General features: G+C 38.7%; 16 protein-coding genes and 1 pseudogene. 16 read left to right on the top strand and 1 reads right to left on the bottom strand.

The window, feature by feature from the left end; all coding sequences use genetic code 11:
- Nucleotides 1–20 precede the first annotated feature (20 nt).
- The 16 genes and pseudogenes from BGO84_RS13480 (at nt 21) to BGO84_RS13555 (ending at nt 24878) form a co-directional block, all read left to right on the top strand.
- The gene (locus BGO84_RS13480; protein WP_291029899.1) at nt 21–1637 is read left to right on the top strand and encodes a hypothetical protein; all 1617 of its coding nucleotides are present in this window, start codon (nt 21–23) and stop codon (nt 1635–1637) included.
- Nucleotides 1638–1722: 85 nt separating this feature from the next.
- Nucleotides 1723–2526, top strand: a complete 804-nt coding sequence (locus BGO84_RS13485) for a glycoside hydrolase family 16 protein (protein ID WP_291029901.1) — start codon at nt 1723–1725, stop codon at nt 2524–2526.
- Nucleotides 2527–2809: 283 nt separating this feature from the next.
- Nucleotides 2810–4450, top strand: coding sequence for a glycoside hydrolase family 16 protein (locus BGO84_RS13490; RefSeq protein ID WP_291029903.1), 1641 nt, complete (start codon nt 2810–2812; stop codon nt 4448–4450).
- A 112-nt stretch (nt 4451–4562) separates the two neighbouring features.
- Nucleotides 4563–6401, top strand: a complete 1839-nt coding sequence (locus BGO84_RS13495; protein WP_291029905.1) for a right-handed parallel beta-helix repeat-containing protein — start codon at nt 4563–4565, stop codon at nt 6399–6401.
- A gap of 18 nt (nt 6402–6419) precedes the next feature.
- Nucleotides 6420–8000, top strand: coding sequence for a trehalase family glycosidase (locus BGO84_RS13500; protein ID WP_291029906.1), 1581 nt, complete (start codon nt 6420–6422; stop codon nt 7998–8000).
- Nucleotides 8001–8012: 12 nt separating this feature from the next.
- Nucleotides 8013–10469, top strand: coding sequence for a beta-galactosidase GalB (gene galB, locus BGO84_RS13505; protein ID WP_291029908.1), 2457 nt, complete (start codon nt 8013–8015; stop codon nt 10467–10469).
- A 60-nt stretch (nt 10470–10529) separates the two neighbouring features.
- Nucleotides 10530–10805: pseudogene (locus tag BGO84_RS13510) on the top strand (glycosyl hydrolase); the annotation flags it as partial.
- A 169-nt stretch (nt 10806–10974) separates the two neighbouring features.
- Complete coding sequence (locus tag BGO84_RS13515) at nt 10975–11817, top strand: RteC domain-containing protein (RefSeq protein ID WP_291029910.1); 843 nt, start codon at nt 10975–10977, stop codon at nt 11815–11817.
- A 373-nt stretch (nt 11818–12190) separates the two neighbouring features.
- Nucleotides 12191–12508 (top strand): helix-turn-helix domain-containing protein, encoded by a 318-nt coding sequence (locus BGO84_RS13520; RefSeq protein ID WP_291029912.1) that lies wholly within the window; start codon nt 12191–12193, stop codon nt 12506–12508.
- Between the two features lie 303 nt (nt 12509–12811).
- The gene (locus BGO84_RS13525; protein WP_291029914.1) at nt 12812–14200 is read left to right on the top strand and encodes a DUF3945 domain-containing protein; all 1389 of its coding nucleotides are present in this window, start codon (nt 12812–12814) and stop codon (nt 14198–14200) included.
- 120 nt (nt 14201–14320) lie between these two features.
- Nucleotides 14321–16465, top strand: coding sequence for a type IA DNA topoisomerase (gene topB / locus BGO84_RS13530; RefSeq protein ID WP_291029916.1), 2145 nt, complete (start codon nt 14321–14323; stop codon nt 16463–16465).
- A 187-nt stretch (nt 16466–16652) separates the two neighbouring features.
- Nucleotides 16653–17111, top strand: a complete 459-nt coding sequence (locus BGO84_RS13535) for a DUF1896 family protein (RefSeq protein WP_291029918.1) — start codon at nt 16653–16655, stop codon at nt 17109–17111.
- Complete coding sequence (locus BGO84_RS13540; protein WP_291029920.1) at nt 17098–22575, top strand: N-6 DNA methylase; 5478 nt, start codon at nt 17098–17100, stop codon at nt 22573–22575. Before BGO84_RS13535 ends, BGO84_RS13540 begins: the two co-directional genes overlap by 14 nt.
- Nucleotides 22576–22608: 33 nt before the next feature.
- Entirely contained in the window at nt 22609–23097 is a 489-nt protein-coding gene (locus tag BGO84_RS13545) for a hypothetical protein (protein ID WP_291029922.1), read from the top strand.
- Between the two features lie 54 nt (nt 23098–23151).
- Entirely contained in the window at nt 23152–24327 is a 1176-nt protein-coding gene (locus BGO84_RS13550; RefSeq protein ID WP_291029924.1) for an IS256 family transposase, read from the top strand.
- Nucleotides 24328–24641: 314 nt separating this feature from the next.
- Entirely contained in the window at nt 24642–24878 is a 237-nt protein-coding gene (locus BGO84_RS13555) for a hypothetical protein (RefSeq protein ID WP_291029926.1), read from the top strand.
- A gap of 126 nt (nt 24879–25004) precedes the next feature.
- On the opposite strand, the gene BGO84_RS13560 is transcribed toward BGO84_RS13555, so the two are convergent.
- Nucleotides 25005–25940 (bottom strand): AbiH family protein, encoded by a 936-nt coding sequence (locus BGO84_RS13560; protein ID WP_291029928.1) that lies wholly within the window; start codon nt 25938–25940, stop codon nt 25005–25007.
- Nucleotides 25941–25961 lie beyond the last annotated feature (21 nt).

Below are 25961 nucleotides of genomic sequence, written 5' to 3' on the forward strand. Positions count from 1 at the left end.
TCTATAATAAAATAATATATATGAAAACATACAAAATTGTAATTATTTCGCTTTTGTCGATATTTATAATAAGCTCGTGTCAAAAAACAGACTTGTATGAATATCCGTCCAGTACTGATAAGGCGGCTGAAATAACATCGTTCAGTTTAGTAGATATTAACAATGAAAATGTGATAATCTCTTCTGAAATTGACACTTTAAACTCTGTCATAAAGGTTGTAATTTATGATGGTATTCCTAAAGACAGTTTGACTCCTCGTGCTGTTGTTTCCGAGGGTGTAATTGTTACCCCACAAATGGGAGTTGTTACAGATTTCAGAGTTCCGGTCGTATATACCCTTATAGCTGGTGATAGATCGACAAAAAGGGAATGGACAGTAGAGCTTCGTTGGGATAGTGAAATTGAAGTGGATGATAAAGAGGATGAATATGATAGTGGGTTTGATTACGAACTTGATAATTCTGTTTGGACTTTAGACGCATCGAAAAGCGATGATTTCAACCAATTGAACACTTCTCTATGGAGCACTTCAATATGGGAAAACACATCCGGCATTTTTGCATATAGTGCAAGTAATGTTTCGGTAAATAATGGGAAGTTACTATTAAACGTTGCAAAAGAAGCCAAAGATGGAAAAGAATATACAGCGGGGATTATTAAATCGAACTTTGAAATAGGAGAGGATACGTACGTTAAGATACGGGCAAAAGTTATTCATAACAAAACAAATGTAAATTCTTTCATCTCTCTTTTCGGAGAACCTTCCGCTTCCGCAAATCCAAATACTAAGATAACAGTAATGAAGACAACGCTTGGCGCCGGAGGCTTATCCAATTCTTTTGTCTTTGGAGCCAGCCAGCAAATAATGCCAGCCGGTGAAACAGCCATAAGCTCCCGGGTGAAATATTTGAATGACCTGTTAAGTAATGACTTTCATGTATTTGGCATCGAAAGACGCAATGGGTATATCCGCCTCTATATTGACGGCAATCTATTGTGGGAATTCCTTACTGCTGACTATCCAGAGTTAAGTAATCAATTGCGCAGTATAATTTTAGGTATCGATGGATCGGTCGGAGGATCTCTTGTAGATAGTCAACTTCCACGTACATTTAAAGTCGATTATGTAAAAGTATATAATACGACCACACCGGTCAATCCGCCAACTGAAGGAGCTAATCTAATATTGAATCCCGGATTTGAAGCTGAAGGAGGAAACCAACCTACCAATTGGACAGTAAAACGTACTGCCGGTAGCGAATGGGCTTTATGGGCATATCAAAATGACGGTTATAACGGAACAACAGGTAGAATGGTGTTTACCGACGGAGGGGCGTTCGACATAAATGTTTACCAAAGCCTTATAGGCGTGGAAACCGGAGTTTATCGCCTGGAGGCTTGGATTAGGGTGAGACAAGGAGATTTCTCCACAAGTAATATTTATGTAAAGGGTTATGGTGGCGAAGAACGAACAGTCCAATCGAACGGAGGCAGTACGTGGACTAGGGTAGTAATAGATAACGTATTTGTCGATAATGGAACATGTGAAGTTGGGATGCATGTTATAACATCAGGTGGAAATCCAAACCCGGCAATAGATTTTGACGAGTTTAGGTTCTATAAAGTGCAATACTGATACAGAGAAGTTTTATGGGATTGGCAATCAAGCCAATCCCGTAAATAAATGATTATAAATAACTATACAGCAAAAACAAATAAAAATGAAAACAAATCAATATATATTACTAATCTTATCTGCGCTATCATTTGTAGCGTGCAACGACACGGAGGGTGTCCCTTTTGGAGACGGATACACAGATGAGGCTTTGGAACACAACTGGGTTTTAGATGTTTCTGTCAGTGATGAATTTGACAACTGGAATAACAGTAAATGGGGAACATCATTGTGGTATGATGTAACATCAGATTTTGCATTCACCTCCGATAATGTATATGTCAAGGATGGACTTCTTCATTTAGCAGCAAAAAAAGAAAGTTATAATGGAAAGGAGTATACATGTGGAGCCGTTATTTCTACCACCCAATTAGGGAATAATACATGTGTTGAGATTAGAGCAAAGACGATAGATTATAGAGCCAATGTAACTACAGCCTTATGGTTGTCCGACCAGCCCGCTGTGGAGAATGATCCTAATGTAGAAATTGATATAATGGAGACGTTACAGGCAAAAAACGCTCCTCAAAATTTTACGGCAACTGTGCATTATTGGGAAAATGGACAAGATACTGCCTTAGGATGGGTAAGCATAGATATGCCTACGGGAAATTTAAGTGATGATTTTCATGTATATAAATTGATTAGGCTGGATAATTATATTAAAATGTACATTGACGATATCGCATATTGGGAATTCAATACCACAAATTATCAAAATGTAAGCTATCAAGATCGTTATATAATACTCAGCGTTGAAGGTCATGCAGGAGCCCCGGTCGATGAATTCTTACCAAGCGAGTTTCTTATCGATTATGTAAGAGTATTCCGTACAACTAATTCCAACTAATAATTTAACTTATATTTAAGACCCCGTAAGAAGTCATATATCTATAAGTAGTAATAGTAGTTGTCGAGAGTAAACCTACTATGAATGACTATACTCACAATGTATCTGTGGGTAACAGGCTTAGTTTATAAAATGAGTATTTCATAAATAATTAACCTATTTATATAAAGACATGAAAATCAATATTTTTATTTCAATAATAAGTTTTTTGTGTATATGCTCTTGCAATGATCATAATGATCTAATTGATCACACCAATGATTATAAAAACTCAAAGAGTAGTATGTTGAACGAAACCGTATGGGATCTTGTTCCAGAGCTTAGTGATGAGTTTGATGTTTGGGATTCTAATAAATGGGGGATATCTTTATGGTATGATGTATCGACCGATTTTGCCTTTAACGCACAAAATGTAAGTGTTAAGGATGGATTCCTAAGGCTATCCGCTAAGAGAGAAAGCAAAAATGGGAAAAACTATACTGCAGGCATTGCTATGTCAACATTCAAAGTTGGAGGAAATAGCTATGTCGAGATTCGCGCAAAAACAATTGACTATAGAGCAAATGTTACGACTGCATTATGGTTATCCGATGAACCAACTACTGAAAATAGTCCAAATGTCGAGATAGATATTATGGAGACACTTCAAGCTGGAGAAAAGCCTAAGATTTTCACCAGTACAATACATCAATGGGCGGATCCTCACGTTGCATTAGGGTGGAAAGTTAAGAATTTGTCATTCAATTTAAGTGATGATTTTCACGTATATGGTCTGGAGCGACGTAATGGCTTTATTCGGATGTATTTGGATGGAGAAGTATTCTGGGAATTTGATACAACATCATACCCGAGTGTAAGTGACCAAGAGCGTTATATCATTTTTAGCATTGAAGGGCATGCAGGAACACCTGTAGACTCCTATCTTCCTAATGAATTTTTAATTGATTATGTAAGAACTTATGAATGTTCAGAGAATGCTAATAGTATCCAATCCGGAGCTAATTTGCTTACAAATCCAGGATTTGAAGAAGGAGGAGGGGGGCAGCCTGTCGGATGGAGCATCTATTCTAATAATGAGTGGGCAGCTTGGGCATATGCAGATTGGGGGTACTCTGGTACTCACAGGTTAGTGCATGCCTCTCCTGAACCTTTTAGTTTGGCTGTGGCACAAACAATAACCGGATTAGAAACAGGCATTTATAGGCTTGAAGCTATGGTGGCTAAGAAAGGAAATGATTTATCTTCCAAAATTTATGTAAAAGGCTATGGAGGAGATGAACAAAGTGTTAATCTCAATGGCGAAGAATGGCATAAGATCGTACTTGATAACATCTATGTTGATAATGGGCAGTGTGAGATTGGATTAGCATCTAATTCAGACGGAGGTAACGATGAATGGGCATGGTTTGATGATATAAAATTTTATAAGATAACCAACTCAATAAATCCATCAATACCTATTCAAAATATAAATTTACTTACTAATTCTGGGTTTGAGGCTGAAGGAGGGAATAGACCTGTTGGCTGGAATGTCAATCAAACATTGGGCAGTGAATGGGCTCTGTGGGCATATCAAGATGAAGGATATAATAACACTACAGGCAGATTGGTTTTTACAGATACTAATGCTTTTGATCTTACTGTTTCGCAAATTATTCCTAATTTAGATAAAGGTATGTATCAGCTAGAAGCCTGGGCGAGAATTAGACAAGGCAATTTCTCCATGTGTAGGCTTTATGCAAAAGATTATGGCGGAGATCAACTAATCGTTCAACCGAATGGTGCTACATGGCATAAAATTGTTATAAATAATATAAATGTTAACAATGGAAAGTGTGAAATAGGTATGCAAGTAACCACGTCTGGAGGTAATCCTAAACCGATTGTCGACTTTGACGAAGTTAAATTTTTTAGAATTAAATAGAATACTATCCGGCATTGTTAATCTAAAATGAAGAACCGGTAACGAGGTCTTATTATCGTCTAACAATGCCTTCCTGCTTTTTCCTTTAAGATATATACAACAAACATCGATAATGAAATTTATACTCTCCATACTATTTTTGTCGGCATCCTTCCAATTATTAAATGCGAAGCAGGTAATTCAAATTACTGACTTTGGAGCAATACCCGATAGCCGTAAAGACATCGTAAACTCAGTCAAAGAAGCATTGACTTCTTGTTCTGGACAAAAAGATATGATTCTGAATTTTCCTAAAGGAAGATATGATTTCTGGCCATCGCACTGCGATGGTTCAGAAGAGGTAACGATTGGGTTTGACCTAAACAATTTAAAGAATATTACTATAGAAGGTAATGGTTCCGAGTTTATTTTTCACGGGCGTATGCAAATTGCAATGATTCACAACTGTGAGGGTATAACTTTCCGAAATTTTTCAGTAGATTGGGACAGGCCATATATATCTCAGGCTGAAATTATAGAAGCAACGGATAGTTACTTAGATATAAAAATGGATAAGCAGGCATATCCTTATGTAATTGAGAATGATAAAATCGCATTTGTCGGCGAAGGATGGCGATCATCATATACAGGAAATAATCTCTTTGATAAAAACAATAAAGAGATATTGCCTCAGACATGGGATGGTGCATTGGGAGATATTTTTCAACAAAAAGTAGAAGAAAGGAATAATGGGGTTTTACGTTTTTATGGTAAATCAAAAATATTGCCACCTAAAGGTACTATTGTTTCAATGGCTCATGCTCGTTATCTGACTGTTGGTTTTCATATACATAGAAGTAAGGATACTCTATTAAAAAACATTACCATTTACCATGCTCTAAGTCATGGTGTATTAGGAGAATTAAGCGAAAATATAACTATGTATAACGCTTCCATGACTGTCAATGAGGCTAAAGGACGAATATTCAGTATTGTCGCAGATGCTTCGCATTTTATCAATTGTAAAGGAGTTATAAAAGTTGAGAACTGCACTCATACCGGACAAGGGGACGATTTTATTAATGTTCATGGGCGTAATATTATTATTCAAAAGATTGTTGATGCTAAAAGTGTTGAAGTAAAAGAAGATGGAATATATAACACAATAGGGGATGAAATCTGGTTTCTGAATAAAGAAACAGCTCAACGTGGCGAAATCGGTATATTGGAAAATATTACTCCGATAAAAAGAGAGGATGGTTCGAGAGGTTTCTTGTTATCTTTTACAGATCCATTACCAAAGGATTTAAAGGTTGGTGATTTTATTGAAAATAAGACATGGTCCGCCTCGTTGGTGTTGAAAAATTGTAAGATTCTGAAAAAACATAGAGCAAGAGGCATTTTAGTTACTACTCCCAAAGAAGTTATAATAGAGAATAATTATTTTCATACAGCCGGAGCTGCAATATTAATTGAAGGGGATATTGATTATTGGTTCGAATCAGGTGCAAATTGTAATGTGAGAATAGAAAATAATATCTTTGAAGACTGCCTCACCTCGGGAAATAGAGATGGAGACCGTTGGCAATGGGGTGATGCTATCATATCTATCACACCATCACATCGTCCTGTGAGCTCAAAAACAGAAGCTTATCACAAAAACATACATGTTGAAAATAATATATTTAAGGTGTTTGATGCTCCATTAGTCAGGGCTCGTTCTGTAAAAGGCTTATTCTTTACAAATAACGAGGTGATAAAAACAAAAACATACGAACCATATACATGGCAGAAATCCGCTTTCCTTCTTGACGGTTGTCGTGATGTTATCATAGAAAACAATAGTATAGACGATAATTACGAAACAAGAGATATCTTGATAGAGCATATGACAAAAGATCAAATCAAAGTAGGGAAAGATCAAAATTTTAAAATAGATTTTGTGAAAAACATTAAAACATATTTAAACTGAAAATAAAGTTATTATGTTATGAAAATACGTATCTTACTTCTTTTCGCCACACTCTTTATTTGCCTCAACTCAGTCAGTGGTTCTGAAAAAAGAGGAATCTACTTTGCAAAAAAGAAGAGTGAAATACCTTCATCTCTTCCCCAATATGAAGACATCAAGAATTTATTACCAGTCCCTATTCTTGAGGAAAATCCTGAGTGGGAAATCTTATATTGGAAAGCTTGGGAAATAGCATTTTCCAATCTAATGCTTCCACCTGAAGGCTCCCCTTTTACGGCGCCTTGGATAGATGAGGGGTTAAGTCCTCAGATATTTCAATGGGACACTAATTTGATAATGTTCTTCGGACGTTATGCTTATCATATCTTTCCATTTATTAATTCTCATGACAATTTTTATGCTCAACAACATCCCGATGGGATGATTTGTCGTGTGATAAACGAAGCTGATGGTGCAGATCATGTATGGGGACTGGGGCCTAACAATGCGCGTTCGATCAATCCTCCTCTTTTTGGTTGGGCAGAAGTTGAAATGTATAAATTTACCGGAGACAAATCCCGTTTAGCTTTGGTATTGCCTGTGTTGGAAAAATATGCCGAATGGATTGATAAAAATAGAATAGACAAGAACAGTCCCCATCAATTATACTGGAGTAATGGGCAAGCTAGTGGAATGGACAATACTCTGCGTGATCGAGGCCGGCCAGCTCCGGCTCCTGATTGTGACGAACACTCGGCAATAGATCCCGTTGGCTGGGTAGATATGTCATCACAGATGGCGATGTTATACGAAAATCTATCTTTTATAACCAATGAATTGGGTTGTAAGACAAAAGCAAGACAATACGATGAAAAATCCCGTGAAATAATCAAGCGTATCAATCAATTTATGTGGAATGAAGAGACTGGATTATATCATGATGTTGATGTCGATGGAGTTCAAACCCCATGGAAAACAGTGGCTGCATTTTGGCCAATGTTAGCTAATGCCAGTAATCCTGCTCAAACACGAAGAATGGTAGAAAACATAACTGACCCTTCTTTGTTCTGGCGGCTACTACCCTTGCCATCACTGGCCGCCGATCAGGAAACATATTCTGTTGTAGGCAAATATTGGCTTGGCGGAGTATGGGCACCAACTTCTTATATGGTAGTAAAAGGCTTACAACAGGAAGGTTATAACGATTTAGCCTATTCTATTTCCGAAAAATTCTTACAATCGATGGATCAGGTGTATCAAAAAACACATACAATATGGGAATGTTATTCCCCTGACATATATATGCCGTCAGTAAACGAAAGTGGAATTATGCTATGTAAGCCCAATTTTGTGGGATGGAGTGGATTGGTGCCTATATCTATGTTAATAGAAAATATTATTGGAATAAATGTTGATGGATATACAAATTCTATTAAATGGAATCTTCATCGTACTGATAGGCATGGAATTGAAAATCTCAGATTTAGGGAAGTGATAACAAGCCTGATTTATGAACCGGAGAATAAAATCGTTCGCGTTGTGAGCAATAACAGCTATTTACTTCATGTACACGACAAAATATTCGATGTAAAATCCGGCGAGAATATCTTTAAACTATAAAATAATAATATAATGAACATCATAAAAATTACATTTATTCTTATTTGCTTGTATTCTATTACAATAATAAATGCAAAAGATAGTCCTCGTAATACGATACTGCTTGATACCGGATGGCGGTTTCATTTGGGAGATATTACTAATGGAGAGTCTGCTGACCTTAATGATCAAAATTGGGAACAAGTTTCAGTCCCACACGATTGGGCGATATGTGGAAATTTCGACATGACTATTGATATGCAGTGGACTCAGGTTATTGAGGATGGAGATACAAAATCGGAATTAAGAACAGGTCGTACAGGAGCCTTGCCCATGTTTGGAATAGGCTGGTATAGAAAAGAAATTGATTTGTCTGACGTAGAAAAAGGAAAGCAAATATCTGTAGAATTTGATGGAGCGATGAGCAATGCACAGGTCTTCTTGAATGGTAAGTTTGTCGGAAACTGGGCATATGGATACTCTTCTTTTGCCTTTGATTTAACTCCTTTTGTAAACTTTGGAAAAAAAAATATATTAGCTGTCAAACTTCATAATGAAGATTTATCTTCACGTTGGTATTCTGGAGCCGGATTATACCGGAATGTGCGAATGGTCATAACCAATCCTATTCATGTTGCACATTGGGGAACCCAAATTACAACCCCTGACATTACAACGAAAAAGGGTACTGTCGATATTCACACTTCAATAAAAAAGACATCAACAGAAAATGAGAATATAAGGCTGATAACAGAAATATACGATTCCAAAGGCATTAAAGTGGCATCAGACACAAGACAACAAAAAGGAATAGAGGGAATTAATCAATTCATACAGCAGATTGAAGTAAAGGCTCCTCAGCTATGGAATATAGAGTCTCCGAATCTATATCGCGCTGTATCGAATGTCTATGTCGACAACCAGCTATATGACAAGTATGAGACAACTTTTGGTTTCCGCACGATAGAGTTTAACCGTGAAAAAGGCTTTTTTCTGAATGGGCAGAAAACCAAAATATATGGCGTGTGTTTACATCACGATTTAGGGCCATTGGGAGCCGCTGTTAATGTTAGAGCCACAGAGCGCCAATTGGAGATGATGAAAGAAATGGGGTGTAATGCTATCCGCACATCACATAACCCCCCGTCTCCGGAATTGTTAGAATTGTGTGACAAAATGGGATTCCTTGTACAAGTAGAGTCTTTCGACGAATGGCTGGGAGAAAAGAACGAGAACGGATATAATAAGTATTTTGATGAGTGGTGCGAACGGGATATGGAAGCTATGATACGTCGCGACAGGAATCACCCATCCGTTATTATGTGGAGTATTGGTAATGAGGTTCGTGAACAAAAACAGGCAGGCACGGCTCATATTGCCCGTCGGTTGGTAGAAGTTTGCCGTAGAGAAGACCCTACACGTCCTACAACTGCGGGATTCAATTTTCATACCGAAGCTATCGATAATGGTTTGGCTAATGAGATTGATTTAGTCGGTTTCAATTACAAGCCATACGACTATAAGGTTAAACATGATCAATATCCTGATATGATAATTTATGGCAGCGAAACAGCTTCCGCAATCAGTTCGAGAGGAGTTTATAAGTTTCCTGTCGAAGAAAGAACCTATGATTGGTATGAAGATTATCAGATATCGAGCTATGATCTCGATAGAGTTTCATGGGGAGCAATCCCTGATGTAGAATTTGCCGCGCAAGAAGATAATGATTTTGTATTTGGCGAATTTGTTTGGACAGGGTTCGATTACCTGGGCGAACCAACTCCGTATAACGAAGGAACTCCTGCTCGCAGTTCTTACTTCGGGATTGTAGATTTGGCCGGATTAAAAAAAGACAGATTTTATCTATATCAAAGTCATTGGAGTGATGAACCTGTATTGCATGTTCTACCGCACTGGAATTTTCCGGAAAGAATAGGGCAAATAGTCCCTGTATTCTGCTATACTAATTATCCGAAGGCCGAATTGTTTGTCAATGGAAAAAGTATGGGAACTAGGACGCATGACAAATCTGATAAATATAAACGTTATCGTTTAGTATGGGAAGATGTCATTTATGAACCTGGAGAAATCAAAGTTGTTGCTTATGATAATTTAGGGAAATTTGCTGAAGAGAAGATTATTAGAACGGCTGGAAAGCCCTATCAAATAAAAATGACGGCTGACAGAAATTTGATTAATGCAGACGGAAAAGATCTATCATTTATAACCGTTGAGGTTTTGGATAAAGATGGAAACCCCTGCCCGACATCTAATCAGTTATTGTTTTTTGAAGCAAACGGAGAAGGAAAGCTTAAGGCTCTATGTAATGGTGATGCAACCAGTCAAACCTCATTCTGTTCTTCTTACATGAACCTATTTAATGGGAAGTTGATAGCTATTGTAGAGTCATCTCAAATAAAAGGTAATATTGAGATACATGCTTTTGGCAGCTATTTGAAAGAAGATAGAATAATAATAAACGTAAAATAATTAATTACAATAAGACATAAAATATGAAACGAATAATTCTGTACCTCTCCTTTTTTATCAATTCGTGCAGAGGTATTGTAAGACGAATGGGATCAAGCGAAATGGACAAACGACTCTTGTATTACTTTTTCTGCTCTAACTTGTCTTGCGGTAACATGGAATCCCGATATTGCATTACTATATGGTAAGAATATTGGAGAAGAAGCTCATTATAGAAATAAGAATGTACTTCTCGAACCAGGAATAAATATTTATAGGATACCTCTTAATGGCCGAAGTTTCGAGTACATGGGAGAAGATTCATATTTGGTATCTGAAATGGTTGTACCACACATTCAAGATTATTTGTTAGGCAACAAGTCTTTCAATAAACTTAAATTAATAAGACTGTTATTCCCTGAGTACTACTGCCAAATTTTCTATATTGAAGAGAAGCAATTGTAAAAACATACAGGATATATTAAACCTAACATTGTGTATATTATCTACTTAATCCCAATTGCCTATGATTCAATTTTCAGACAGTTTGCAAAAAGAAGTCGATCAATCGTTGCTGGTAATCAATGCGAAAGAATCAGATACATTGAAGAAAGCCGAAGAAATCACTTCTTTATTGACCGATGCGTTTAATCGCCTTAGAGTTTTTATTTATCAATATGAATTCAAAGATGAAGCCGAAGAAATTCTCTTTTTCAAGGAGATTAAACCGAACCTCTTTTGTGATTTGATCTACTATCAGAAAATGTATAACCTCGAAATCCATCGTCCGACAGGAGGATATCCTGAATTGAAAATTTATTTGGAAAAGGAGTTAGCCCGAATTACTGATTTTTTTGATAAAAACAGGGCGTTCTATCGGTATTATCGATCCAACGAAACCTCAATGGACTGTCGTTATTTCCTTCGCGGTCAATCCGACAATACGCTTTATCATAACAGTATTTCACATGAACGAGACCCTCTGTTTTCTACTGTTGCCGATCTTAAATTAACTCGGATACTGGCGAATAATAAATTGGAGAAATATATTTATGATGAATTGGCAAAGATTGATGATTCTAAAGAAATAAACGGAGCGAATCCCTCAAAAGTAAAGCTGACTTGGACCGTTAATAAAGTCTTTCTGATTGAACTGATCTATGCATTGTATCTATTTGGAGCTTTCAATTATGGAAAAGCAACGCTCAAGGAGATAATATCTTATTTCGAAGATATATTCAATATCGATTTAGGAGCTAATCCGTCAAAAGCTTATTTTGAAATGAGAAACCGCAAACAACGGACTACATTCTTAGATAGGCTAAGGGAGATACTAAACAATAAAATGGATGAGGATAACGAAAAATAAAAAGCCTATGAATTAAACAAATTTATAAAGTAGAACTTCAACTTATTGATTTTTCATTTCATCTTATAAAACAAAAAACTGGTAATTTTTTAGATATACATAAAATGAGATGTGAAGCTAAATGCTATTATTGTAGCGTGGCTCACATTTTTCGTATATCAGGTTATACCAGTACCCTTGTTTTGAAAATAGTGACCACGCTATTTTTCCCCTATTAACTTCTCCATTTTTCCGCTAACCTTTCTTTAATAGGCTCATTTAATTTACTGTAAATTAAAGTAATAAATCTGACACTTGAAAATACTTATCCCTAATAGGGATTTTTTTTAGTTTATATCTGTGACCTTTGCTCTTAGAAAAATGTGGTTAACAGATGGAAATATCCGATAACAAATTCGATGACAGCATGGGGCAGATTCTAAAACTTTTGTATGAGCTGCTCAAGCTGATGAAGGCCAAGAACAGGCTTAAAGGCGAAACCCTATATGACAATCAGGATTTATGTGTAATGCTCAAACTGAGTAAACGAAGCCTGCAACGTCTTCGCAGCTTAGGTGTATTGCCCTATATGCAAATAGGACAAAAGACATTCTACCTGGAGTCGGATGTTATGAATTACCTCCAAAATCAAATAGATAATAAGAAAATCCTTCCCGACAAGAAGGATGATGAAGCCAGTGAAGGTGATTAATGTAACCTCACTCGTTTTAGCTTTTAGTTTTTAATTGGTGTATGAATCCTCGCGCTGTAACAGTGTGGGGATTCTTCTTTTCTATGCTTCATCCCGACTTTCTATTTCATACTACCAAATGAACGCCAAATACTGCCACTGAATTGATAATCAGCATATCCTATCTTTTTTCGTTTTACATTAGCCCTCGATAAAATTTATCCTCCCGTTATCCCGGGTATTTTACTAACAAAAGAGGCTTATGTAATAGTAGGCTATGTATTAACAAAACGGTCTGCGACCGTACTAATTATCCAACTTATTATGAATGAAAAATTAAAAGACCAAGATGTTCTGCTGGTCACAGAGAAAGACAGTACCAACCCGAAGGTAGTTACCGGATTGAGTGAAGACGGCACCCCCAAAGCCGTAGAGCCTAAAAAAGAAAACGAGCCTGATTTTCTGAAAATCGACAAGAACAGCGATGCATTGGAGAACTTCATGTCCAATTTTATGCTCCAATGCAAAGAACCCACTCATTTTCATTTCTTCAAAGTCCCTGCGGATGGATTGAATAACATTGTCAATGTACTGAGCACAATGCTTAAAGATCCGGAAAACCCCTCCAACAAAAAATTCATGAATGAGATTCGTGTCTTACCCGAAGCCTTTGCCAAAAAACCGTATCAGCCCATTGACGAATCCCGTATCAACTGGTCACAGTTCGAAAACGTAGGCGTAACTAGAGATATGATAGACAAGAAAACACTGGATAATCTGCTCAACTGGCAAAAGACTCCTATTTTATTACCTATTAAAACGGCTATCGGAGACAGTATTATCCGTACCGATGCACGCCTGTCCCTACGAGAATCTGCCGATGGCAAGTTAAACCTTGTTGTTCATGCCGTGCGTAAAGAACCGCAGCTCGATGGCTTTGTCTATGGAGTCCGCCTTACAGAAGAGGATAAACAGAATCTACGTCAGACCGGGCATGCCGGGCGATTGGTAGAAATCGAACCGGTCAAAGACCAAAAGATGCAGGCTTTCCTCTCTGTCGATAAGCTGACCAATGAATTGGTGGCGGTCAGAGCTGATAAAATCAAGATTCCCAATGAAGTTAAAGGTGTAATACTAAACGATGAGCAGAAGAAAGAGCTGTCCGAAGGTAAAGCTGTCTATTTGGAGGGTATGAAATCGAAGAATGATAAAGAGTTCAATGCTACTGTGCAGATCAATGCCGATCATCGGAGCCTGGAATTTAAGTTTGATAATACCCAAAAACAAGGGCAATCACAAAATCAACAACAGCAATCTGATACGACAGGTTTCCGCATCCCGACCAAATTATTGGGAGCAGAACTCTCCGAACAGCAACAAAAGGACTTGACGGAACATAAAACCATCTATGTAACCGGAATGACCGATAAGGCCGGAGAGAAATTCAATGCCTATATTAAAGTCAATACAGAGAAGGAAAAACTTGACTTTTTCAAATGGAATCCCGACAGGGCTAAGAAACAAGGAGCAGAAGTTACACCCGACAATGCCTCCAAGGCACAGGTTGCTGTCAACTCCGAAGGCAAGACCAACAAAGCGACTAAAGATATTAAAGAGCCGCTGAAAAAGGGGCAAACTGTGCCATCCGAGAAACAGCAAGAACAGCAACAGGAGAAGAAAGAAGTCAAGAAGTCCAAAGGAATGAAAATGTAAGATTCACAGACTCTTCTATCTACAAAATGGTCTCTGACCTCACTAATTATCCAAAATTATTCATCTGTTACGAGTAAGACACAACTTATCTACTCGTAACCCGTAACTCATAACTAAAGAATGATTGCAATTATAGCAGAAAAGCCTTCGGTAGCACGCGAGATAGCCGCTATCGTGGGAGCAACAGATAAAAAAGACGGATACATTTCCGGCAACAATTATCTCGTGACATGGGCATTGGGCCACCTTGTCGGACCCGCTATGCCCGAACAGTATGGCTTACAAGGCTTTGTGCGGGAAGAATTACCCATCATTCCCGAAGACTTTAAATTGATTCCCCGACAAAAACGAGTAGGAAAAGAATATCAAGCAGACCCTTCCGCGCTGAAACAATTGAAAGTAATTCGCTCCGTTTTTGACGAATGCGATAAAATCATTGTCGCCACAGATGCCGGACGCGAAGGAGAACTTATCTTTCGCTACATCTATTCCTATTTAGGTTGTCGAAAGCCTTTTGACCGTCTTTGGATCAGTTCTTTGACCGATAAGGCTATTCGGGAAGGCTTACAGAATCTAAAAGCCGGTAGTAGTTATGATAAACTCTACGATGCAGCCAAAGCCCGTAGCGAAGCCGATTGGTTAGTAGGCATCAATGCCAGCCAGGCGATAAGTATAGCAGCCGGAAAAGGCATATTCTCACTCGGGCGTGTGCAGACTCCGACACTGGCAATGGTCTGTTCCCGCTATTTGGAGCATATAAACTTCACGCCCGTTCCATTCTGGGAATTGCGTTTAGATACATCATTCGCCAATCAAAGTTTCTCGGCCATGACTAAGGATCGTATCGAATCCCGCTCTGTGGCAAAAGACCTGTTTGAAAAACAGAAACAACAGCGAGCAGTTATTGTCCAAAGTATTGAGACTAAAGAAATCGTACAAGAGCCGCCGTTACTGTATGATTTGACCTCTTTGCAGAAGGATGCCAACAGCAAATATGGATTCTCGGCAGATAAAACCTTATCCATTGCTCAAAAATTGTACGAAGCAAAATACATTACCTATCCGAGAACCGGTAGCCGATACATTTCCGATGATGTATTTTATGAGATACCTCCATTAATTGATAAGCTGGCGTCACATGCCGTATTGGGTGCTTATGCCAATAAGCTATCTTGTAAAAACCTGAATACCCATCCGGTAGACAGCAAGAAAGTGACTGACCATCATGCCCTGCTGATTACGGGCAACATTCCCGATAGTATCAGTTATGATGAGCGTAAGATCTACGATATGATAGCCGGACGGATGTTAGAAGCCTTTTCCGAAAAATGTGTCAAGGATCAAACAACAATTACCCTGAATTGTGCCGATACGCTTTATATTGCTAAAGGATCAGTAATTAAAATAGCCGGATGGCGCGAAGTCTTTGGAAAAGAAAATAAAGATAAGAGCAAGACCCAAAACAAAGAGCAGGAGCAGGACAAAGAACTTCCTACATTAATCGAAGGACAAGAACTCTTCGTGAGCCAGATTCAGCTATTGGAGAAACTTACCAAACCCAAGCCGCTCCACACCGAGGCCAGCTTGCTCAGCTCGATGGAGAGTGCAGGTAAAGATTTAGAAGATGAAGAGCAACGTTTAGCTCTAAAGATCTGTGGCATTGGAACGCCTGCTACACGAGCGGCTATCATCGAAACGCTATTTGGACGGGGGTATATGATTCGGGATAAGAAGTCACTCGTTCCGACCGAAAAAGGCTTGGCAGTTTATGATGCCGTAAAAGACAAGCGGATAGCCGATGTAGAGATGACCGGTATGTGGGAGGATACCTTTGCCAAGATTGAGGTGGGAACAGCCGAAGCGAGTAATTTCAAAAAAGGAATAGAAGTGTATGCCACGCAGATAACTGACGAGTTATTGAATACCTCCCTGTCCTTGCCCAAGCAGGAAACCGTCAATTGCCCCAAATGCGGACTGCCGATTAATTTTTATGCGAAAGTGGCAAAGTGTTCGGGGAATAATTCGGCATCGGGAGCCATGCCTGATTGTGACCTGATGCTCTTTACCTCCCTTGCCGGAAAGACCTTATCGAACGATGTGTTACAGCTATTGCTACAAGGCGAGCAAACAGCTACCATCAAAGGCTTCAAAAGCAAGGCAGGTAAACATTTTGATGCAGCTTTGGTATTGGACGAGAATTTCAAAATAAAATTTGTTTTCGACAATAGCTATGATAAGGGGAGCAAGTTCAAAAGGAAGAAATAACAAAAGAGTCCGCGACTATAAACAAACGGTGCTTGGGTATCCCTCCCAAGCACCTCACTAATTATCCAACTTATTCAAATTTAACCCGAAATGTCTCACGACATCATTTTCGAAGAAAAATGTATGCGAACAAATTGAAGTGAGACAAAGGTAGGGATTTTTTTAATCACCGCATATAGAAATCATTATGAAGAAAAAAGATACTAATCCAATGGAACTATCCTATTACAGACTAAGTTTGTTATCATTCTTAAAAGAAAGCCACCCGACATTGGTCTCCAATGCCGATTTTATTAAGAGTAGAGCCGATGAAGCAGCGGAAGCCTATTCCAATGCTATCAAAGAAGGATTATCCCATATAGAAGCCGAGGAACTCGCAAACCTAACCCTCTTTCGGGGATTACTCTTTTCCCGGCACGATATCATTGTCCATGTGTTGTGGAACGAATTTCCTGATATTGTTCCACAAAGCGAAGCCACAGACTATGCAAAAAAACTGCTGACCCCATGCGAATCTGTCTTCTCGCAATACCTGCTCCCTTATGTTCTCTCCGATGGGTTTATGTATTCTCCCGAGTATAATAGTCTCTATACCGAACTGACGGGATTCGTTGACCTATGGCTGGAAGAACATGGCGTACAATAAGAAGATCCATCTTCGAGCCAATATCGAAGCTATCCGTACTGTCCTTGCTCTTGAAAAAGAGCAACGGGCAGCTATCGATGAAGAACGATTGATACTGCAAGCTTATTCGGGATTCGGAGGGTTGAAATGCGTACTCAACCCTGCGGGTACGTTGTCCGACATCAGTAGTTGGGCAAAGTCGGAACTTGATCTGTTCCCCTTGGTTGCCGAGCTGCATCAGGTCATTCGGGACACTACCGTATCCGAAAAGGAATACAAGCAATATTTCGCGAGCATCAAGAACTCTGTGCTGACTGCTTTCTATACACCGCCTGAAGTGGTACAAGTCATTGCTGATGCCATAGAGGATTCGGGAATAACAATCAACCGTTTCCTCGATCCATCCGCAGGCACGGGCGAGTTCCCCAAAGCTTTTGCAAATAACAGTGCAGAGAAGGTCTGTTTTGAAAAAGATATATTGACAGGAAAAATATTCTCTCATCTATATACGGATGATAAAATAAAAACAGAAGGTTTTGAGAATATCGAAAGCCGTTACAACAACTACTTCGATACGATAGCGAGCAATATCCCTTTTGGCGAGATCAGTGTTTTTGATGCTGCTTTTATGAAACAGGATAAACTGCATCGGGAGTCTACCCGCACAATTCACAATTATTTCTTTGTAAAAGGAGTCGATTCTTTGCGTGAAGGCGGGCTGCTGGCTTTTATCACTTCGCAGGGAGTCATGAACTCGCCAAGTAATGAGCCAGTCCGTCAGTGGTTGATGGAAAATACAAACCTCGTTTCAGCAATACGTCTGCCCAATAACCTCTTTACGGATTATGCTGGAACAGAAGTTGGTAGTGACCTGATAGTCTTGCAGAAGAATACAGCTAAAGAAAAGCCCAACTTTTGGGAAGAACTCTTTACAAGCAGTTCATTGCATCGGGAAACGGAGACATACAACAATGATTACTTTCATAATTTGGGAAGAGTTGTACAGACCAAAAGCTCCATCGGGACTGATCCTTACGGTAAGCCTGCACAGGTATTTATCCACGAAGGTGGTATCGAAGGCATAGCCTCCGATATGCGAAAGATGCTGGATAGTGACCTGAAAGCGAATCTGAATTTAGGCTTATACAATCAGTATTTGATAGGCAATTCACAATCAAAACAGCACCTAATAGAATCAACGGTTGATGCTCCGTCACAGAAACAATCCGAAATTCGACAAAAAGAAGAGAAAAATACTTATCAGGCATTGGAAGTCAATATTTCTGAACCCGTCCTGTCGTTATATGACTTATTCGGTTTTTCGCAAGAAGAACGCAGCCAAATAAAACCGACCAGAGGTAAGAGAAAAATTGTATCTGCTAAAAACGAAAAGCCCGTACAGCTTAGTATGTTTTCTTCTGATAACAAAAAGAATACAAATCAAGAACCGATAGAACAGCCTAAACTGAGTTTAGACCCTCGTCCCTATTCGGGAGAATTATTTATGTTTCACAAAGTCGGCTCATTGGTAGAAGACGAAGGGCAGGTCGGTTATTTGAAAGAGCGTTATAAGGATGATGCTGTTTTTCAAGTCTTGGATTTATCTTTTGATCAAAAAGCAAAGATCAGCAGGTATATAGAGTTACGCGATACTTATCATACGCTGTATAACCACGAAGCGGAGCATCTAAGTGAACACGCTTCCCTACGGGGCAATCTCAATATAGTCTATGATAATTTTGTTCGTAGATATGGTAATCTCAATGACAAACGGAATCTCGATATTATCAAAATGGATGCAGGAGGCCGGGAGGTACTCTCTTTGGAGCGTACTATCGATGGTAAACTGCAAAAAGCCGATATTTTCTCTATGCCTGTCGCATTCAATTCCAATGAAATTAAGGTCGTAGATACTTCCGATGAAGCTCTGGTAGCATCTTTGAATAAGTACGGAGAGGTAGACTTAGACTATATGGATTCTTTGCTGGCAGGCAAGAACAGAGATGAGATAATTCACGAATTGGAGGGACGGATCTATTTCAATCCCTTAGTACAGAATTACGAAGTGCGGGACCGTTTTATTGCAGGCAATGTAGTTGACAAATCCGAATCCGTAGAACGTTATTTATTGAACCATCCCGATGATATCCGTTCGCAAACATCACTCAAAGCTTTACAAGATGCTATCCCGCAACCTATTCGTTTTGAAGAGTTGGACTTCAATTTCGGGGAGCGTTGGATTGGTACGGACATATATGAGAAATATATCGCTAAACTCTTTGAAACCGATGTAACCATCGATTACTATGCCTCCCGTGATGACTATACGGTCAAAGCCGATAAAAGCAACCTGATTATCAATGAAAAGTTTGCCGTACAGAGTGAGAGCAAGCTATATACAGGCATTTATCTATTGAAACACGCCCTGTTGAATACCACACCCAATATTACCAAGACAATCAAAGTAACCGACCCGAATACGGGAGAAGCTAAAGACGTAAAAATACCTGATGGACAAGCCATACAGATGGCAAACTCCAAGATTGATGAGATGCGTAACGGTTTTTCGGACTGGTTGGACGAACAATCGCCTGAATTTCAAAATAAATTAGCTGATACCTATAACCGCAAATTCAACTGTTTCGTCCGCCCGCAGTATGATGGTTCCCACCAAACCTTTCCGGGGCTTGACCTGAAAGGCTTGGGTATTCCTGACCTCTACCAATCCCAAAAAGACTGTATATGGATGCTCAAGCAAAACGGGGGTGGCATAGGAGACCATGAGGTGGGGGCAGGCAAGACACTGATCATGTGTTGTGCCGCCTATGAAATGAAACGTTTGGGACAAGCCAATAAGCCGATGATCGTTGGACTCAAAGCAAATGTACATGAGATAGCAGCAACATTCCGCACCGCCTATCCCAATGCCAAGATACTTTATCCCGGAAAAGAAGATTTTACACCTCAGAAACGGGTAAAGATATTCAATGAAATCAAGAACAATAGCTGGGATACTGTTATCCTGACACATGACCAGTTTAGCAAGATACCCCAATCGCCCGAGATGCAACAACAGATATTCCAATCGGAATTAGATTCGGTAGAGGAAAACTTAGACGTTTTACGTTCGCAAGGCAAAGATATTTCCAAGAGAATGCTGAGAGGATTGGAAATACGCAAACAAAATTTAGAGGTAAAGTTAGATAATCTGGCTGATACGATAAAGAACCGTACCGACGATGTGGTAGACTTCAAAATGATGGGCATCGACCACCTATTTGTAGACGAGAGTCACCAATTCAAAAACCTGACCTTTACCACCCGACATGATCGGGTAGCAGGCTTAGGGAATGCCGAGGGTAGCCAGCGAGCCTTGAATATGCTCTTTGCTATCCGAACCATACAGGAGAGACGGGATAAAGATCTGGGAGCAACATTTTTGTCGGGAACGACGATTTCTAACTCTTTGACTGAATTGTATCTCTTGTTCAAATACCTTCGACCGAAGGAACTGGAAAAGCAAGGCATCAATAGCTTCGACGCATGGGCAGCTATCTTTGCCAAGAAGACGACCGACTATGAATTTTCAGTTACCAACCAGATTGTACAGAAAGAACGCTTCCGCTATTTCATCAAAGTGCCGGAACTGGCAGCTTTCTATTCCGAAATAACAGATTATCGGACAGCAAAGGATATAGGTATAGACCGTCCCGAAAAAAATGAGATATTGTATAACATTCCTCCGACACCCCAGCAGGAGATCTTCATTGAAAAACTGATGAAGTTTGCCCAAACAGGAGATGCAACGATATTGGGCAGGGCAAAACTTTCCGACTCGGAAGAAAAAGCCAAAATGCTGATCGCCACCGACTATGCCCGGAAGATGTCGCTCGATATGCGGATGATCGATATGGCTTACGGCGACCACATGGACAACAAAGCCTCGCATTGTGCAGCGCAGATAGCCGGGTATTACAACAAATATGATTTTCACAAAGGGACGCAGTTTGTTTTCTCCGATCTGGGAACCTATAAACCCAATGAATGGAATCCGTATTCGGAGATCAAACGTAAACTGGTAGAAGACCATAAAATACCCGCTCATGAGATTCGCTTTATACAGGAAGCCAAGACTGACAACGCCCGCAAAGCAATGATAGAAGCCATGAATGACGGACGTATCCGTGTCCTGTTCGGCTCGACAAGTATGCTCGGGACAGGCGTAAATGCGCAAAGAAGGGCTGTTTGCATTCATCATTTAGATACACCGTGGCGGCCTTCCGACCTCAACCAGCGGGACGGCAGGGCTATCCGTAAAGGCAATGAAATCGCTAAACTATATGCAGATAACAAGGTCGATGTGATCATTTATGCCGTAGAAAAAAGTCTGGATTCGTATAAATTCAACCTGTTGCAGAACAAGCAGCTATTTATCAGCCAACTCAAAAATAACAACATGGGAACTCGCACCATTGATGAGGGAAGCATGGATGAAGGCTCCGGTATAAACTTCTCGGAATATGTCGCTGTTTTGTCGGGTAATACCGATTTATTGGAAAAAGCCAAGTTGGAAAAGAAGATAGCAGCTTTGGAAAGTGAACGGCAGGCCTTTAACCGCAGTAAATCATCGGCAATTTACAACTATGAGGATGCTACTCGTAGTATAGATGGCAATAATGAAATGATTGCACGAATAACAAATGATCTCCAGCAGTTCAACAATAAGGTACAGATGGATAAGGAGGGTAATAAACTCAATCCGATAAGATTGGATAATCTGGATAGTAACGATCCGAAGATTATTGGTGATAAGCTCAATCAACTGGCAAATAATGCACGTACCAATGGAGAGTATTTTAGAATAGGAGAACTTTATGATTTTAAATTGCTGGTCAAGACTGAAGAGAGCCAAAAGGAAAGAGCAGCTTTCAAAGATAACCGTTTCTTTATCGAGGGTAATGGCGGCATCAAGTACAATTATAACAACGGGCATATTGCACTCGATTCTCTGTTGGCAGCTACTAATTTTCTGAAAGCATTGGAGAAGATACCAGCTTTGTTGGAGAAATACAGATCTGATAATCAAAAGTTAGAAAAAGATCTTCCTGTGCTAAAAGAAGTCATAAATTCTGTCTTCAAAAGAGAGCCTGAATTGAAAGGCCTAAAGTCGCAATTGGATTCATTGAACAGACAGATTAATCTGAGTTTGGAAAATAAAAATCAAACGATAACGGAACAACAACCGAAAAAAGACTCTCTAAACAAAGAAGCAGTTGAAGTTGGTGCGAATCCACTGCCCAATAAACCTATCTCCATGGAAACGATATCCAATGTCCGTTCCAATCAGCCGATGTCTATCAAAGATATTGTAGAAGCCAATTCCGGACGGATTTTTATAACTAAATCCAGTACTGGAACGCAGGAAACAGAAAAGGAAAAAGAGCTGAAGGATGAACCGAAGAAAAATAGGGGATTTAGACTATAAGTAAAATTAGTAAACTTTAAAAATGACAAAATTATGTGTGAAATTTTAATTGATGTATTAGTATCGGCAGCAAGTGCGCTGATATGGTGTGTATTAATAGCTTTCTGTTGTATGTGTATCGAACATCTGTTTTTCAAAAAGCAGATTAGACCCCGATTGACGGATAAAGAAGTAATTTTGATAAAGGAAGTACTGGCAGGACATATCAGCTTACCATTGGTGGCGAATGATGGTTTGTTTGTGGAGTGTGTGGATCGCATAGAGCATATCTTCGAACGATTTATCACCAGAAGCAGGCAACAGGTCGAACAATTGGAAAACCTAAGTGAAAAAGTATCGGCAATACAAACGGAGAATGCCCCAGTTGATCTTACCTATCCTCTACATGAAGAAAACGTATTCGAATCAGAAAATGAAGAGAGGTTTTCCACTTTATCCTTTGAAGAAATGCAGAATGCATTAGAAATGACAAAAAAGAATCAAGCAAAAGAAGAGTTATTGGCTTCATCGACGAGACTGTAAATTAAACTGTGTCAAGCAAGAATAAATTATTATTTTTACTAACACAGTTTATTTATGGAAAAAGGATTTGATTTTGAAAGCATTAAGAAGAAAGCCTTAGAACAACTCAAATCAGGCAAATCTTTATTAGGTAAGGAAGGGGCTTTTGCTCCGTTATTAGAAAGCATACTGAATGCAGCCCTTGAGGGGGAGATGGATGCTCATTTAGATGAACATGAACGTTTATCTGGTAATCGCCGTAATGGTCATACCCCCAAGCAAGTACAAACCCCATTGGGAGAAGTAACCGTTCATACTCCACGGGACCGTGAATCTACCTTTGAGCCAGAATTTATTAAAAAACGCGAACGTATTTTAGCTGATGGTGTTGCCGATCGTATCATTGGCTTATATGCCATGGGTAACAGTACCCGGCAGATTAGCGAGTGGATGGAAGAGAATCTGGGTAATAGGGTTTCAGCTGAAACCATCAGTTCTATCACCGACCGTGTTCTTCCCGAAATCCAAGCCTGGCGTAGCCGTCCATTGGATAATGTCTATGCTATTGTTTGGATGGATGCTATACACTACAAGGTAATGGATGACAAGAATCGACCGGTAACCAGAGCAATCTATAATATTTTAGGAATCAATAAGGAAGGTTATAAAGATTTATTGGGGATGTATATTGTCAAAAGTGAAGGAGCTAATTTTTGGCTGTCGTGTTTATCAGATCTGCAATCCCGAGGGGTTGAAGATATCCTTATTGCCTGTTGCGATAATCTGACAGGCTTCGCTGATGCTATCAAAAGTATTTTCCCCGATACGACTGTCCAGACCTGTATTGTACACCAAATCCGTAACTCAATCAAGTATGTAGCCAGTAAAAACCAGAAAGAGTTTATGCGAGACTTGAAGCTGGTTTACCGTGCCGTCAGCAAGGAACAGGCAGAAGTAGAACTTGATAATCTGGAACTCAAATGGGGAGAAGATTACCCGATCATTATAAAATCATGGAGGAACAACTGGGACAAACTATCAGCCTACTTCCAGTATCCTGATGGTATCAGACGCATGATATACACGACTAATACAGTCGAGGGTTATCATCGCCAGATAAGGAAAGTCACTAAAAACAAAGGTGTTTTCACTAATGATACCGCTCTGGAAAAACTCGTCTATTTAGCCTACAGAAATATCAAAAAGAAATGGACTATGCCGCTCTGGGAATGGAGTAAAACAGCTCAATAACTGGCTATTATATACCCTGATAGATTTAAATTACTCGATTAATTACAAGATATCAACTATTTTATTAGTTTTGTAAAACCAACAAAACGATGGCGACTCTTTGTACCATTGAAACGAAAAACGATTAGGGGATCGACCCCTAACCGTTTTTACCAACAAAACTCAGGTTCTTCATTACCCATTGTAAAATGAAAACGAAAAACCTGATATATTTATAAGTGAAAGACAAACGCTGACACAGTTTAATTTACACTACCTCATCGACAGGTATATTCAGGCTTCCTGCTAATTGCAACAATACTTTTCGTTACTCAATGTCTTGTAAGACAGTCAGGGATATTTTACAGGTTATGCTCTACTTTGGCTCCCGGAAAGCTTTGCTGCAACTACGCTACATTGGGGATACATCAGTTGATAATATAGAAGCTATTATGTTGGATAACGAACTGATTTATATGCAGAATTATACTTATAAGTCGGAATATGAGGATGCGGAAATATTAGAAGCATTACGCAAAAACGAGAGATTTCCCCGAAAAAGGAGAAAATAATCTGATTTGATCGTTTTGTGTTTAGAACCAGTTATCTTTTCCAACACGAAGGTGGCTGGTTTTTTTGTGTACAAATGGGCTTTCTAAATATAAATATACAATAGAGTTTGGCTATATCAATAAAGATTAATAGAATGCATCCCTAAGTCTTTCAGTTTGATTTTCCAAACTGTTATTTATAAGGTTCTGACAATATCTATTTATATCATCTACATCTTCTTTTTTACTTGTGCAATAAATTCTAAAATCATTCAGGTCAAAAAGTTCATTCGTTTTTTTATTGTTCATTTCTCTTAATTGAAGAAGAATATCTAATCTTGAATCTTCATCATAGGTAAATATGCGGATAGTTTTTTTCTTTTGTGGAGTTCCATTATTACCTGATTGATTTAAGAAAAAATCTGAAAAATAGTGATAATCAGTAATTCCTAAAGAATGCCCAAAGAAAATAACTTCATCAGCTTTTTCTAAGGCATAACGAATATTAGAAGAACGATAATTTGGATTATGGGACTTGATGGTAAAGCAATACTCTTTCGGAATATCAATATTATCTTCTATCCCTAAAATAATACTTGATTCCTTAATTGAACTATGTACATGTGTGTATTTTAGATTGTTAAACCCTAATAATTGGCTTATTTTTGAAAAATCAGAATAATTATAATTGTAAATTTTGAAATATCCATTTTTGCCGATAGCTTGAAGAAGTTTTGCTGCTGTTGACTGATTATTAATGGCTGAATAATCTAAAGATTTTAAATAATCCATTAAGATATTATTTAATTCAAAAAATCCGTTTTTATTTTTATCTATAACACTCTTATCATACACGACAGGCTGATTTTTCTCTTTAGCTATTTCTCTATCTAAAATAAAATCTCTTATTTCAAGCTCAAGGTCAACCCATTTATTTATATCATATTTATTTACTATATGACGAATTATATTGGATGATTTATCAATCTCTTGAAAATATTGGCTATTACAAAAATCAATATATCTTGTCGGTAGTCCTAAATCTATATCAAAGCCGTTACCTATAATCAATACCTTATCCATAATGATTTTATTTATATCTAA

Origin of the sequence: Dysgonomonas sp. 37-18 (genome assembly GCF_001899125.1) — a bacterium.
GTDB lineage: Bacteria > Bacteroidota > Bacteroidia > Bacteroidales > Dysgonomonadaceae > Dysgonomonas.

What these genes read in the sequence shown, in the direction of transcription:
- BGO84_RS13515 (WP_291029910.1), top strand. Translation starts at nt 10,975, where the DNA reads ATGATTCAATTTTCAGACAGTTTGCAAAAAGAAGTCGATCAATCGTTG.
- BGO84_RS13485 (WP_291029901.1), top strand. Translation starts at nt 1,723, where the DNA reads ATGAAAACAAATCAATATATATTACTAATCTTATCTGCGCTATCATTT.
- BGO84_RS13520 (WP_291029912.1), top strand. Translation starts at nt 12,191, where the DNA reads ATGGAAATATCCGATAACAAATTCGATGACAGCATGGGGCAGATTCTA.
- BGO84_RS13525 (WP_291029914.1), top strand. Translation starts at nt 12,812, where the DNA reads ATGAATGAAAAATTAAAAGACCAAGATGTTCTGCTGGTCACAGAGAAA.
- BGO84_RS13490 (WP_291029903.1), top strand. Translation starts at nt 2,810, where the DNA reads ATGTTGAACGAAACCGTATGGGATCTTGTTCCAGAGCTTAGTGATGAG.
- BGO84_RS13550 (WP_291029924.1), top strand. Translation starts at nt 23,152, where the DNA reads ATGGAAAAAGGATTTGATTTTGAAAGCATTAAGAAGAAAGCCTTAGAA.
- BGO84_RS13555 (WP_291029926.1), top strand. Translation starts at nt 24,642, where the DNA reads ATGTCTTGTAAGACAGTCAGGGATATTTTACAGGTTATGCTCTACTTT.
- BGO84_RS13535 (WP_291029918.1), top strand. Translation starts at nt 16,653, where the DNA reads ATGAAGAAAAAAGATACTAATCCAATGGAACTATCCTATTACAGACTA.
- BGO84_RS13545 (WP_291029922.1), top strand. Translation starts at nt 22,609, where the DNA reads ATGTGTGAAATTTTAATTGATGTATTAGTATCGGCAGCAAGTGCGCTG.
- galB (WP_291029908.1), top strand. Translation starts at nt 8,013, where the DNA reads ATGAACATCATAAAAATTACATTTATTCTTATTTGCTTGTATTCTATT.
- BGO84_RS13500 (WP_291029906.1), top strand. Translation starts at nt 6,420, where the DNA reads ATGAAAATACGTATCTTACTTCTTTTCGCCACACTCTTTATTTGCCTC.
- topB (WP_291029916.1), top strand. Translation starts at nt 14,321, where the DNA reads ATGATTGCAATTATAGCAGAAAAGCCTTCGGTAGCACGCGAGATAGCC.
- BGO84_RS13540 (WP_291029920.1), top strand. Translation starts at nt 17,098, where the DNA reads ATGGCGTACAATAAGAAGATCCATCTTCGAGCCAATATCGAAGCTATC.
- BGO84_RS13495 (WP_291029905.1), top strand. Translation starts at nt 4,563, where the DNA reads ATGAAATTTATACTCTCCATACTATTTTTGTCGGCATCCTTCCAATTA.
- BGO84_RS13560 (WP_291029928.1), bottom strand. Translation starts at nt 25,940, where the DNA reads ATGGATAAGGTATTGATTATAGGTAACGGCTTTGATATAGATTTAGGA.
- BGO84_RS13480 (WP_291029899.1), top strand. Translation starts at nt 21, where the DNA reads ATGAAAACATACAAAATTGTAATTATTTCGCTTTTGTCGATATTTATA.